Here is a 12669-nt window from a genome sequence, read left to right on the forward strand (position 1 = left end):
CGCGATGGGCCATCGCGCATTGTAGTCACATGAAGCTCCATGGCACGGAGGTACGACTGAAGGCGCTGGCCCTGCTCAACGCCGGCGCCCGCAACGCCGACGTGGGCCGTCTGCTCGGGGTTCCGGCCGGCACCGTGGCGTACTGGCGGCACCAGGACCGGGCGGAGCGAGACGAGTGCCCCGGGAGGCACGCGCCGCTGTGCCCGAGATGCGACGGCCGGGCGCTCGACGGAGCCGCCTACGCCTACCTGCTCGGCCTGTACCTGGGCGACGGGCACATCATCCGGTACTCCGGCCACCGCGTGCCCAGCCTCATGATCACATGCGCGGATCAGTGGCCTGGCCTCATGGACGAGTGCGAGACCGCGATGCGGGCTGTTTTTCCGGACAACTCCGTTTGCCGGGCACGGAAGCAGGGCTGCCGCAACGTCAAGGTGTACTCGAACCACTTGCCGTGCCTCTTCCCCCAGCACGGCCCCGGCAGAAAGCACGAACGACGGATCGCCCTGGAACGGTGGCAACGGGAGATCGTGGACGCCCACCCGTGGAGCTTCGTCCGCGGGCTGGTTCACTCCGACGGGTGCCGGAACATCAACTGGACGACGCGGCTCGTCGGCGGTGTACGCAAGCGCTACGAGTACCCCCGCTACTGGTTCACCAACGTCTCCGACGACATCCGGCGTCTCTACACGGACACACTCGACAGGCTCGGAGTCGAGTGGAAGGAGTGCACACGGCACGGCAGGTCGTACAACATATCCGTCGCCCGGCGGGAGTCCGTCGCGCTCATGGACGCGCATATCGGCCCCAAGTACTGACCGGTCCCGGGTACTGAGCGGTCCCGAAACGCGAGCGGTCCCGAAACGCGATCGGCGGCGACGGGCACCGGGAAACCTGTTCGACGAAGACGCTGTGGCGCCGCAGGACGACGTGAAGCCGCTCCCCGCCGCCGCCGACCGGAGCGCGTTCCGCGTCCGGCGGGGCGCCGCGTGGGACACCGGGTCGCGGCGGAGCGGCCGCCGTCAGGTGCGCTGGATGTCGTCCTCGCCGATGTGGTGGACGCGTACGAGGTTGGTGGAGCCGGAGACTCCGGGCGGGGACCCGGCGGTGATGACGACGGTGTCGCCGTGCCGGCAGCGGCCGATGCGGAGGAGTTCCTCGTCGACCTGGGCGACCATCGCGTCGGTCGATTCGACGCGGGGGCCGATGAAGGTCTCGACGCCCCAGCTGAGGCTGAGCCGGGAGCGGGTGGCGGGGTCGGGCGTGAAGGCGAGCAGCGGGATGGGTGAGCGGTAGCGGGAGAGGCGTCGTACGGTGTCGCCGGACTGGGTGAAGGCGACGAGGAATCGGGCGTCGAGGAAGTCGCCGATCTCGGCGGCGGCCCGCGCGACGGAACCTCCCTGGGTGCGGGGTTTGCCGCGCACGGTCAGCGGGGGAAGGCCGTTGGCGAGGATCTCCTGTTCGGCGGCTTCGACGATGCGGCTCATCGTGCGGACGGTCTCGACGGGGTACTTGCCGACGCTGGTCTCGCCGGAGAGCATCACCGCGTCGGTGCCGTCGATGACGGCGTTGGCGACGTCGGATGCCTCGGCGCGGGTGGGCCGGGAGTTGTCGACCATCGAGTCGAGCATCTGGGTGGCGACGATGACGGGCTTGGCGTTGCGCCGGGCGAGCGTGATGGCGCGCTTCTGGACGAGGGGGACACGTTCCAGGGGCATCTCGACGCCGAGGTCGCCGCGCGCGACCATGATTCCGTCGAAGGCTGCGACGATACCGTCGATGTCGTCGACGGCCTGGGGTTTCTCGATCTTCGCGATGACGGGGAGGCGGCGTCCTTCCTCGTCCATGATGCGATGGACGTCCTCGATGTCGCGTCCGCTGCGGACGAAGGAGAGGGCGATGATGTCGGCGCCGGTTCTGACGGCCCAGCGGAGGTCGTCGACGTCCTTGCCGGAGAGGGCGGGGACGGAGACGGCGACTCCGGGGAGGTTGAGGCCCTTGTGGTCGGAGATCACGCCGCCTTCGACGACGGTGGTGTGGACACGGGGGCCGTCGACCGCGGTGACCTCCAGCGAGACGCGGCCGTCGTCGACGAGGATGCGCTCTCCGGGGCTGACGTCCTCGGCCAGGCCGGCGTAGGTGGTGCCGCAGATCTCGCGGTCCCCTTCGAGGGGTTCGACGGTGATGGTGAACGGATCGCCGTGTTCAAGGAGTACAGGGCCTTCGCGGAACCGTCCGAGGCGGATCTTCGGGCCCTGAAGGTCGGCCAGGACTCCGACGCTGCGGCCGGTTTCGTCCGAGGCCTTGCGGACGTGCCGGTAGCGCTCCTCGTGGTCGGCATGGGTGCCGTGGCTGAGGTTCAGGCGGGCGACGTCCATTCCGGCGTCCACGAGTGCCTTGATCTGCTGGTACGAGTCGGTGGAAGGCCCAAGTGTGCAGACGATCTTTGCTCGGCGCATGGCTTGAGCCTATGTCTTACCGGCCGGTAGAGAATTGGTCGGGCGTGACTACTCAACGACGGTTCCGTGAAACCTTGTTGACAAGTATTGAATTGTGCGGGAGGCCGCTCTTCTGAGCGTTCGGGCATGCCCCGGCCGGCGCCGCGGACCCTCTTCCGCCGAGACGCCCATCAGCCGGTCCCCGGCACTTCTCCCCGGGGTCGCCCTGAGGCAGACTCTACGCGCGTTGTTCCACGCGCGTAGCACCATCCGGACAAGGGAGACCACATGCCGCTCAACCGCAGGGCGTTGCTGGGCCGTTCGGCCGCCGTCGGGGCCGGAGCCGCGATCGCGGGCGGCCTCGCCGCCCCCGCCGAGGCCCACGGCCGCCCGGGGAAACGGCGAGAGCGGTACTCGTTCACCGTGATGGGGACCACCGACCTGCACGGGAACGTCTTCAACTGGGACTACTTCACCGACCGGGAGTTCGACGACAAGGCCCACAACGACGTCGGCCTGGCCAAGATCTCCACCCTGGTGAACCAGGTGCGCGAGGAGAAGGGGCGCCGCAACACCCTGCTGATCGACGCCGGTGACACGATCCAGGGCACGCAACTGTCCTACTACTACGCCAAGGTCGACCCCATCACCGCGCACCGCGGGCCCGTGCACCCCATGGCTCAGGCGATGAACGCCATCGGCTACGACGCGGCCGCGCTCGGCAACCACGAGTTCAACTACGGCATCCCGGTGCTGCGCAGGTTCCAGGAGCAGTGCGACTTCCCGCTGCTGGGCGCCAACGCCCTGGACGCGAGGACACTGCGACCGGCGTTCCCGCCCTACAGCATGCACCGGCTGCGCACCCCGCACGGACGGGATGTGCGGGTGGCTGTGCTGGGGCTGACGAACCCGGGCATCGCGATCTGGGACAGGGCCAACGTCAGCGGGCAGATGGTCTTCCCGGGGCTGGAGGAGCAGGCCGCGAAGTGGGTGCCGAAGCTCCGCTCGATGGGCGCGGACGTCGTGATCGTCTCTGCGCACTCGGGTTCGAGCGGCACCTCCTCGTACGGTGACCAGCTCCCGTACGTCGAGAACGCGGCTGCGCTGGTGGCCGAGCAGGTGCCGGGGATCGACGCGATCCTGGTGGGGCACGCGCACACGGAGATCGCCGAGTACACGGTCGCCAACCGGCGGACGGGCGCACCGGTGGTGCTGTCCGAGCCGCTGAAGTGGGGCCAGCGGCTCACCCTGTTCGACTTCGACCTGGTGCGGGAGCGGGGCCGGTGGACGGTGGCGAGGGTGGGGGCGAAGGTCCTCAACTCCAACACGGTCGCGGAGGACCCGAGGATCACGAGGCTACTGGGTGACGAGCACGAGAAGGTCGTCGCGTACGTCAACCAGGTGATCGGCACGTCCACGGCCGCGATGACGACGGCCCTGGCACCGTGGCGGGACGAACCGATCATCGACCTGATCAACCAGGTGCAGACGGAGACGGTACGCGAGGCGCTGGCGGGCGGGCGGTGGGCGGCGCTGCCGGTGCTGTCGCAGGCTTCGTGCTTCTCGCGCTCGGCGGCGATCCCGGCGGGCGAGGTGACGATCCGGGACGCGGCCGGGCTCTATCCGTTCGAGAACACGCTGGAGGCGCGGCTGATGACCGGCGCCCAGTTGAAGGACTATCTGGAGTACTCGGCGCGGTACTACGTGCAGACGCCGGCCGGGGCGCCGGTGGACACGGCGAAGCTGACGAACGCCGACGGCATACCGGACTACAACTACGACGCGGTGTCGGGCCTGACGTACGAGATCGACATCGCCAGGCCGGCCGGCTCGCGGATCGTGGACCTGTCCTTCGAGGGCGGGCCGGTCGACCCGGAGGCGCGGTTCGTGCTGGCGGTGAACAACTACCGGGCCGCCGGCGGCGGTGCCTTCCCGCATGTCGCGCGGGCCGAGCAGTTGTGGTCGAACTCGGACGAGATCCGCAACACGATCATCCAGTCGGTGCGGGCGAAGGGGACCGTGGACCCGGCGGCGTTCGCCTCGGTGGGCTGGAGGCTGACCCGGGACGGTGATCCGGTCTTCTGAGGGCTGCCCCGCCCGCCCCCGACTGCCCTGCGTGTCCCTGCGTGTCCCTGCGTGTCCCTGCGTGTTCACGCCTCTCCCCTGCGGATCGGCACGCGGCGTCGGACGCGGTGCGTCGCGAGGCGAAGCGTCGTCCTCCTACCGGGCGTCTGCGGGCTACCGGGCGTGTGCGGGCGATCCGGCGACGCCGAGAGGTGCCGCAGCCGTCGCCGCGCGCCCGCCGGCTGTCGGGGACAGGCCGCGGTGCCTCGACGGGGCAGGCCCGCCGCGAGGGGTGCTACAGCCGCTCCTCGAGCGGGGTGAGCCGGGGCGCCTGGCCGGGAATGCCGGGCGCCTCGCCCCGTTCGAGTCCGAAGCTGGTGAAGGCGGCGCGGGCGGGCAGCGGGTAGGGGTCCTTGCCGGTGAGGGAGTTGAGGATGGTCGCGCTGCGCCAGGCGGCCAGTCCGAGGTCGGGTGCGCCCACTCCGTGGGTGTGCCGCTCCGCGTTCTGCACGTAGACGGATCCGGTGACGGCGGGGTCCATGACGAGCCGGAAGTGCTCGTCGATGCGGGGCCTGCCGGAGGCGTCGCGCCGCATATAGGGGTCGAGGCCGACGAGGAGCCGGTCGAGGGAGCGCTCGCGGTAGCCGGTGGCGAGGACGACGGCGTCGGTGGTGAGCCGGGAGCGGACGCCCTGCCGGAGGTGCTCGAGGTGCAGCTCGACCCTGGTGGTGGCGACCCGGCCGGCGGTGCGGACCCGCACACCGGGGGTGAGGACGGCGTCGGGCCAGCCGCCGTGCAGGGTGCGCCGGTACAGCTCGTCGTGGATGGCCGCGATGGTGCCGGTGCCGATGCCCTTGTGGAGTTGCCACTGCCGGGGGACGAGGTCGTCCCGCACGGACTCCGGCAGTGCGTGGAAGTAGCGGACGTAGTCGGGGGTGAAGTGCTCCAGGCCGAGCTTGGAGTACTCCATGGGTGCGAACGCCTCGGTGCGCGCCAGCCAGTGGACCCGTTCGGCTCCGGCGGGCCGGGCGCGCAGTACGTCGAGGAAGACCTCGGCGCCCGACTGGCCGGAGCCGATGACGGTGATGTGCCCGGCGGCCAGGAGCCGTTCGCGGTGCTCGAGGTAGTCGGCGGAGTGGATCACGGGGACGCCGGGTGCGTCGACCAGGGGCTGGAGCGGTTGGGGCACATGGGGCTCGGTGCCGATGCCGACGGCGATGTGCCGGGTGCGGGCCCGGCCCGGTGACTCCGCTCCTGCTTGCGGGTCGAGCCGGGTGAAGTCCACTTCGAACACGGAGTGTTCCGGGTTCCAGCGGACGGCGTCGACCTGGTGCCCGAAGTGGAGGCCGGGCAGTCGGTCGCTGACCCAGCGGCAGTAGGCGTCGTACTCGGCGCGCTCGATGTGGAACCGCTCGGCGAAGTAGAAGGGGAAGAGCCGGTCGTGGTCCTTGAGGTAGCCGAGGAACGACCAGGGGCTCGCGGGGTCGGCGAGGGTGACGAGGTCGGCGAGGAACGGGACTTGGAGGGTGGTGCCGTCGATGAGCAGCCCGGCGTGCCAGTGGAACGCGGGGCACTGGTCGTAGAAGGCGGTGGTGAGGCCGTCCGCGGTGCTCCTGGTCCGCAGTCCGTGGGCGAGGGCGGCGAGGGAGAGGTTGAACGGCCCGATGCCGATGCCGACGAGGTCGTGGGGATGGTCGGTGCGGGGGGTGGGGGTGCCGGTCATCGGGTGCTGTGGCCTTCCACGAGTGCGATGAGGGTGTCGAGGTCGTCCGCGGTGGTGTGGGGGTTGAGCAGGGTGGCCTTGAGCCAGAGCCTGCCGTCCGCGTGGGCCCGGCCGAGGACGGCGCGGCCGTCGTGCAGGAGCCGGCGGCGCAGGCCGGCGACGGCGGCGTCGCTCGCGCCGCGGGGCCGGAACAGGAGCGTTGACAGTACGGGTCTGCGGTGGAGTTCCAGGCCGGGATGTCTGCCGATCAGGTCGGCGCAGTCCCGGGCGGCGGCGAGGGTGCGGTCGACGAGGTCCGCCAGGCCGTCGCGGCCGAGGGCCCGGAGGGTCACGGCGATCTTGAGGATGTCGGGCCGGCGGGTCGTCCGCAGCGAGCGTCCGAGGAGGTCGGGCAGCCCGGCCTCGGTGTCGTCGTCGGGGTTCAGGTAGTCCGCGGTGTGGGCGAGGGGTGCGAGCCGGGCGCTGCCGGGGACTGCGAGGATGCCGGCGGCGATCGGCTGCCAGCCCAGCTTGTGCAGGTCGAGGGTGACGGAGTGGGCGCGGTCCAGACCTCGCAGCAGGTTCCGGTGGCGGTGGCTGAACAGCAGCGGCCCACCGTAGGCCGCGTCGATGTGCAGTTCGGCTCCGTGGCGTTCGCAGAGGTCCGCGATGCCGTCGAGGGGGTCGACGAGCCCGGCGTCGGTGGTGCCGGCGGTGGCCGCGACGAGCACGGGGCCGTCGTGCAGTGCGGTGAGGGCGTCGTCGAGGGCGGTGAGGTCGGTGGTGCCGTCCGGGGCGGGGACGGTGACGGGCTCGGGCAGCCCGAGGAGCCAGGCGGAGCGGCGCACGGAGTGGTGGGTGTTCGCGCCGCAGACGATCCGGACCGGTCCGCGGTGCTCGCGGGCGAGGAGGACGGCGAGTTGGTTGGCCTCGGTGCCTCCGGTGGTGACGAGGGCGTCGGGGCTCGCGGCTCGCGGATACACCTCCGCGGCCAGGGCCCGGCTCACCTCGGCCTCCAGTGCGGAGGCCGCGGGCGCCTGGTCCCAGGAGTCCAGCGACGGGTTGAGCGCGGACGCGGCGAGGTCGGCGGCGACGGCGACGGCCAGGGGCGGTGTGTGGAGGTGCGCGGCGCAGCGGGGGTCGGCGGGGTCGGCAGCGCCGTAGGCGAAGGCCTCGACGAGGCTGCGGAGCGCTTCCTCGGCGCCGCGGCCGCGGTCGGGGATCACGGGGGTGACGGTCTCCGCCACGGAGCGGCCCAGGTGCCGTGGGCCGCCGGGCGGCAGCGGACCGCCCCGCGCGACGGCCCCCGTGCGGAGCGCGTCCAGGACCGTGTCGAGGAGGGGCCTGAGCGCGTCGGGGCCTTCCCTGCCTCCGGCGAGCGGGGGGAGTTCCCCTCCGGGTCTGCGGCTCGACGTCGGGCGCGGCGGCGTGGTCATGCGGGGTCCTCCGGGGACGTCGGCGTCGGCCCTGCGGGCGCGGAGGGGCCTCCCGCCAGGGTGTACGGGGTCGGGGTGGACTACCCGCAGAGTTCAACGATCCGGACCCGAAAGTGGTACGCGCCCCCTGCCGCGGGGCGGCCGTCGCGCCGGGTGGGTGGGCAGGGGACGAAAGGCACGAACGGCCTCGGCACGGGAAGGCACAGGAAGAAGAAGAGAAGGAGGGCACGGGAGGACACGCGAGGACACGGGAGGGCACAGGAGGGCGCGAGCCGGGACGACACGACCGGTCATGGCACGGGAAGGCACAGGAAGGCGCGAGCCGAGACGGGGCCGCGAACCTCCTCGGCACAGGAAGACGCGAGCCGGGACGACACGACCGGTCATGGCACGGGAAGGCACAGGAAGGCGCGAGCCGAGACGGGCGACGAACCGCCCCGGCACAGGAAGACGCGAGCCGGGACGGCACGACCGGTCATGGCACAGGAAGACACGGGCAGGCACAGGAAGACACGGGCAGGCACGGGAGGGCACGGGAGGGCGCGAGCCGGGACGGGGCCGCGAACCGCCCCGGCACGGGCTCTCCGCGGCACTCGACGGCGCGGCACTCGGCGGCACCGCCCGGGGCCTCCGCCCTACGCCCCGCGTACCCGAAGGGCCCGGCGCAGGTCGTCCAGCTGGTCGACCAGCTTGCGCCGCATGAGGGGGATCATCTCCGAGTCGCGCAGGCACTCCTCACCGAGGCGGAGTGTCTCCGCGTCCACGGCGTGCAGCGGGAAGGCGTGGCGTCCGGCCGCCTCCGCGATCGCGGGCCCGCGCCGGTCCGCGAGTGCGACGGCCGACGGGTAGAAGCGCGGCACGTACGCGCGGACGAGTTCGGCCTGTTCGGGCTGCCAGAAGCCCTGCGCGGTGGCGGCGAAGAGGTAGTTGGACAGGTCGTCGGTCTCGAAGAGCCGGGACCACGCTGCCGCCTTGGCCTCCGCGGTGGGCAGCGCGGCTCGGCAGCGGGCCGCGCCCTCCTGCCCGGTGGCGCTGGGGTCGCGGGCGAGTTCGGCGGCGATCTCGGCGTCGCCGGTGGCGCCGAGGACGGCGAGCCGGCCGAGGACGCGCCAGCGCAGCTCGGCGTCGAGGCCGGGCCCGCCGGGCACACTGCCGTCGGCGAGCCAGTCGTGCAGCCCGTTGGGGTGCGCGGCGGCGTCGATGAAGTGGCGTACGGCGGTGAGGCGCAGGCCGGGGTGGCTGCCGTCCTCGGTGCGGCGGATGAGGTCGCGGGTGAGGTCGGTGAGCAGGGCCAGCGCGGCGGGGCGGTCGCCGGGGGCGAGGTAGCGGTCGGCGATCTGGGTGCGGGCGAAGGCCAGGACGCCCTGGACGACGGCGAGGTCGTGCTCGTGCGGGAGGTGGGCGCGGGCGGTCTCCAGATAGGCGGCGGGTTCGAGCCCCCCGTCGCGGACGGTGTCGCGGAGGCTGTTCCAGACGACGGCGCGGGTGAGCGGGTCGGGGATGCCGGAGAGGCCGCGCAGCGCGGGTTCCGCGGACTGGGCGTCGAGCCGGATCTTGGCGTAGCCGAGGTCGCCGTCGTTGAGGACGACGAGGTCGGGGCGGCGGCCGGTGCGGACGGTGCCGCCCGGGCCCTGGGGGACGTCGACCTCGAAGCGTTCTCGGAGCACGAGCGCGCGGCCGTCGACGGGGTCGCGGTCGTAGGTGCCGACCGCTATGCGGTGCGGGCGGCTGCCGTCGCGGTCGATGTCGAGGCGCCAGGTGCCGGTTTCGGCGGTGATCCGCGGGGTGAGGGTGTCGACGCCGGTGGTGCGCAGCCAGGCGGCGGCCCAGGTGTGCACGTCGCGGTCGGTGGCCTCGGCGAGGGAGTCGATGAAGTCGGCGAGGGTGGCGTTGCCGAAGCGGTGGCGCGCGAAGTGGGTGTTGATGCCGGCGAGGAAGTCCTTCTCGCCGAGCCAGGCGACGAGTTGGCGGAGCGCGGAGGCGCCCTTGGCGTAGGAGATCCCGTCGAAGTTGAGCAGTGCGGAGGCGGTGTCGGGGACCTTGTCGGGGTCGGGGGCCACGGGGTGGGTGGAGGGGCGCTGGTCGGCGTCGTAGCCCCAGGACTTGCGGCCGATGCCGAAGTCGGTCCAGGTGTCGGTGAAGCGGGTGGCCTCGGTGAGGGTCTGGTAGCCCATGTACTCGGCGAAGGACTCGTTCAGCCAGATGTCGTCCCACCAGCGGAGGGTGACGAGGTCGCCGAACCACATGTGGGCCATCTCGTGGGCGATGACCATGGCGCGGGTCTGGCGTTCGGTGTCGGTGACCGCGGAGCGGTAGACGAACTCGTCGCGGAAGGTGACGAGGCCGGGGTTCTCCATGGCGCCGGCGTTGAACTCGGGTACGAAGGCCTGGTCGTAGGAGTCGAAGGGATAGGGCTCCTCGAACTTCTCGTGGTAGCGGTCGTAGCACTGCCGGGTGACGTCGAGGATCTCGTCGGCGTCCTCGTCGAGGTGGCGGGCGAGGGAGCGGCGGCAGTGGATGCCGAAGGGGAGGCCGCGGTGCTCGGTGCGGACGGAGTGCCAGGGGCCGGCTGCGACGGCGACGAGGTAGGTGGGGATGCGGGGGGTGGGGGCGGCGGTCCAGCGGCCGTCGCCGTGGTGGGTGGTGATGCCGTTGGCGAGGACGGTCCAGCCCTCGGGTGCGGTGACCGCCAGTGCGAAGACCGCTTTGAGGTCGGGCTGGTCGAAGGCGGCGAAGACGCGCTGCACGTCGTCCAGGAAGAGCTGGGTGTAGACGTATGTCTCGCCGTCCGCGGGGTCGGTGAAGCGGTGCATGCCCTCGCCGGTGCGGGAGTAGTGCATGGTGGCTTCGATGCGCAGCTCGTGTTCGCCCTCGGTGAGTCCGGTGAGCGGAAGCCGGTTGCCGTCGAGCCGCTCCGGGTCGAGGGGCCGTCCGTCGAGGGTGGCGGAGCGCAGGGTGGCGGGCTTCAGCTCGACGAAGGTGTCGCCGGCGGCGCGGGCGGTGAACCCGATCACGGTGCGCGACTCGAAGGTGTCGCCGGTGGTGAGGTCGAGTTCGACCGAGTAGTGGCGGACGTCCAGGAGCTGGGCTCGGGTCTGCGCTTCGTCGTGCGTGAGTACGGGCATGGGGGCCATGCTGCCCGATGGCCCCGGTCCCGTACACGGGGGTATCCGGATCGATCAGCCTTTGCCGGTTGTGCCGGGTGCGTCGGCGATGCCCTCGTGGTGGCGGATGACCTCGGCGATGATGAAGTTCAGCAGCTTCTCGGCGAAGCCGGGGTCGAGCCGGGCGCTCTCGGCGAGTTGCCTGAGCCGGGCGATCTGGCGGGCCTCGCGGGCCGGGTCGGCGGGCGGGAGGTGGTGTTCGGCCTTGAGGTGGCCGACCTGCTGGGTGCATTTGAAGCGCTCGGCGAGCATGTGGACGACGGCCGCGTCGATGTTGTCGATGCTCTCGCGCAGCCTGGTGAGTTCGGCCAGGACGGAGTCGTCGGTGCCGCTCGTCTCGCTGGTGGTCATGGAGTGGGAGCTTACGTCGGCAGGCGGGGTGGCGGTCAGGGCGCTCGGGATCCGGTACGCGGCCGCTCCGGCCGCCTGGGCCGGTTTGCGTTCTGGCGGGGCGCGCGTGGGGGCGTTCGGGATGCGGGAGCGCGGCGGGGCGCGCGTGGGGTCGTACGGGGTGCGGGAGCGGTCCCTCCGGGCGCAGCTGCGGTCGAACGGGTCCGGTGCCGGTCCCTCCGGGTACGCGTGGAGGCGTCCGGGGTGCGGGAGCGGTCCCTCCGGGCGCAGCTGCGGTCGAACGGGTCCGGTGCCGGTCCCTCCGGGTACGCGTGGAGGCGTTCGGGATGCGGGAGCGGTCCCTCCGGGCGCAGCTGCGGTCGAACGGCTCCGGTGCCGGTCCCTCCGGGTACGCGTGGAGGCGTTCGGGATGCGGGAGCGCGGCGGGGAGGAGGTGCGCCCGGGGTGGGTGTCGTCCCCGCCGCGTTCGCGGTTCAGTGCGCTGCCGGTGCGCCGCGAGGGGCGCGAGGCGGGATTACAGTGTCGCCGCGGCGGACTTGATCGCCGAGGCGAAGGTGGACACCTCGGTGTAGACACCGGGGTAGTCGGGCCGTGCGCAGCCCCTGCCCCAGCTGACGATGCCGACCTGGATCCAGGCGCCGGCGTCGTCGCGGCGGAACATGGGCCCGCCGGAGTCGCCCTGGCAGGTGTCGACGCCGCCCTGCGGGAAGCCCGCGCAGATCTCCTCGCCGGCGATCAGGCTCGGGTAGGACTGCTTGCAGGAGGCGTCGGGCACGAAGGGGACCTGTGCCTTGAGCAGGTAGCGCTGCTGGGCGCCGCCCTCGCGGGCCGCGCCCCAGCCCGCGACGGTGAAGGTGCCGTTGTCGTAGGCGGTGCTCTCGGCGATGTTCAGGGTCGGCAGGTTGATGGGCTGGGCGAGTTTGACGAGTGCCCAGTCCTTGCCGTTGCCGTTGTAGCCGGGGGCCCGGAGGACCTTGGTGGACCGGACCTTGACGGCGCTGGAGCTCTGGAGGTCGACGACGCCGGCGGTGGCGGTGATGCCGGTGTTGTTGCCGGAGGCGCCGACGCAGTGGGCTGCGGTGAGGACGATCTGCTGGGTGAGCAGGGAGCCGCCGCAGCCCATGGAGAGCCGGACCATGAAGGGGAACTCGCCCTGGGCGGCGCGGGTTCCGCCGACGACGGGCGGGGCGGCGGCGGAGGCGGCGGTGGCGGAGGCGGGCTGCAGGCTGGCGGCCGCGAGGATGACGGCACCGGCTGCCGCGCATCTCTTGAGGGCGCGAACGAGTGTGTTCAAGTTCTGCCTTCTTTCGTGGGGGGGGGTGGTGCGTGTGCGCGCGACGGGCCCGCGCCGTGGGTAGTGACATGAGCCCGTCAAAGCGTGGTCGGATTATGAGGAGCACCCCCGCGGTCCCACAAGGAGCACATCTCGGCCAGACACGGCGCCCGCGACGGCACCCCGGACAACCGTCGGGGCGCGTCGGCGCGCCGTAGAGTCGGGAGGGTCCGGCCGTCCT

At 72.1% G+C, this 12669-nt stretch carries 8 protein-coding genes; 2 read left to right on the forward strand and 6 right to left on the reverse strand.

The window, feature by feature from the left end; genetic code table 11:
* Positions 1 to 29 precede the first annotated feature (29 nt).
* The gene (locus tag DDQ41_RS02615) at positions 30 to 818 is read left to right on the forward strand and encodes a hypothetical protein (RefSeq protein ID WP_109293004.1); all 789 of its coding nucleotides are present in this window, start codon (positions 30 to 32) and stop codon (positions 816 to 818) included.
* A 204-nt stretch (positions 819 to 1022) separates the two neighbouring features.
* Here DDQ41_RS02615 and pyk read toward each other — a convergent pair whose 3' ends face one another.
* Positions 1023 to 2459: a pyruvate kinase gene (gene pyk, locus DDQ41_RS02620; RefSeq protein WP_109293005.1), complete on the reverse strand. Its 1437-nt coding sequence runs from the start codon at positions 2457 to 2459 to the stop codon at positions 1023 to 1025.
* Positions 2460 to 2726: 267 nt separating this feature from the next.
* On the opposite strand from pyk, the gene DDQ41_RS02625 reads away from it, so the two are divergent.
* On the forward strand, positions 2727 to 4523 hold the full coding sequence (locus DDQ41_RS02625; protein WP_109293006.1) for a bifunctional metallophosphatase/5'-nucleotidase: 1797 nt from the start codon (positions 2727 to 2729) through the stop codon (positions 4521 to 4523).
* Between the two features lie 274 nt (positions 4524 to 4797).
* Here the strand turns inward: DDQ41_RS02625 and DDQ41_RS02630 are convergent, their stop codons facing one another.
* From DDQ41_RS02630 to DDQ41_RS02650, 5 genes are all read right to left on the reverse strand, one after another.
* Positions 4798 to 6225: a lysine N(6)-hydroxylase/L-ornithine N(5)-oxygenase family protein gene (locus DDQ41_RS02630; protein WP_109293007.1), complete on the reverse strand. Its 1428-nt coding sequence runs from the start codon at positions 6223 to 6225 to the stop codon at positions 4798 to 4800.
* A complete protein-coding gene (locus DDQ41_RS02635) occupies positions 6222 to 7640 on the reverse strand; it encodes a pyridoxal phosphate-dependent decarboxylase family protein (protein ID WP_174720250.1) in 1419 nt (472 codons plus the stop codon). The genes DDQ41_RS02630 and DDQ41_RS02635 overlap by 4 nt, the downstream gene beginning before the upstream one ends.
* 635 nt (positions 7641 to 8275) lie before the next feature.
* Positions 8276 to 10774 carry an aminopeptidase N gene (gene pepN, locus DDQ41_RS02640; RefSeq protein WP_109293008.1) on the reverse strand — a complete coding sequence of 833 codons (2499 nt, stop codon included), beginning with the start codon at positions 10772 to 10774 and terminating at the stop codon, positions 8276 to 8278.
* Between the two features lie 45 nt (positions 10775 to 10819).
* Entirely contained in the window at positions 10820 to 11155 is a 336-nt protein-coding gene (locus tag DDQ41_RS02645) for a chorismate mutase (protein WP_109293009.1), read from the reverse strand.
* Positions 11156 to 11669: 514 nt separating this feature from the next.
* The gene (locus DDQ41_RS02650; RefSeq protein ID WP_109293010.1) at positions 11670 to 12449 is read right to left on the reverse strand and encodes a S1 family peptidase; all 780 of its coding nucleotides are present in this window, start codon (positions 12447 to 12449) and stop codon (positions 11670 to 11672) included.
* Between the last annotated feature and the right edge of the window lie 220 nt (positions 12450 to 12669).

The organism is Streptomyces spongiicola (assembly GCF_003122365.1).
Lineage (GTDB): Bacteria > Actinomycetota > Actinomycetes > Streptomycetales > Streptomycetaceae > Streptomyces > Streptomyces spongiicola.

Excerpts from the sequence above, each read along its gene's own strand:
- pepN (WP_109293008.1), bottom strand. The coding sequence starts at position 10,774 with ATGGCCCCCATGCCCGTACTCACGCACGACGAAGCGCAGACCCGAGCC.
- DDQ41_RS02645 (WP_109293009.1), bottom strand. The coding sequence starts at position 11,155 with ATGACCACCAGCGAGACGAGCGGCACCGACGACTCCGTCCTGGCCGAA.
- DDQ41_RS02630 (WP_109293007.1), bottom strand. The coding sequence starts at position 6,225 with ATGACCGGCACCCCCACCCCCCGCACCGACCATCCCCACGACCTCGTC.
- DDQ41_RS02635 (WP_174720250.1), bottom strand. The coding sequence starts at position 7,640 with ATGACCACGCCGCCGCGCCCGACGTCGAGCCGCAGACCCGGAGGGGAA.
- pyk (WP_109293005.1), bottom strand. The coding sequence starts at position 2,459 with ATGCGCCGAGCAAAGATCGTCTGCACACTTGGGCCTTCCACCGACTCG.
- DDQ41_RS02615 (WP_109293004.1), top strand. The coding sequence starts at position 30 with ATGAAGCTCCATGGCACGGAGGTACGACTGAAGGCGCTGGCCCTGCTC.
- DDQ41_RS02625 (WP_109293006.1), top strand. The coding sequence starts at position 2,727 with ATGCCGCTCAACCGCAGGGCGTTGCTGGGCCGTTCGGCCGCCGTCGGG.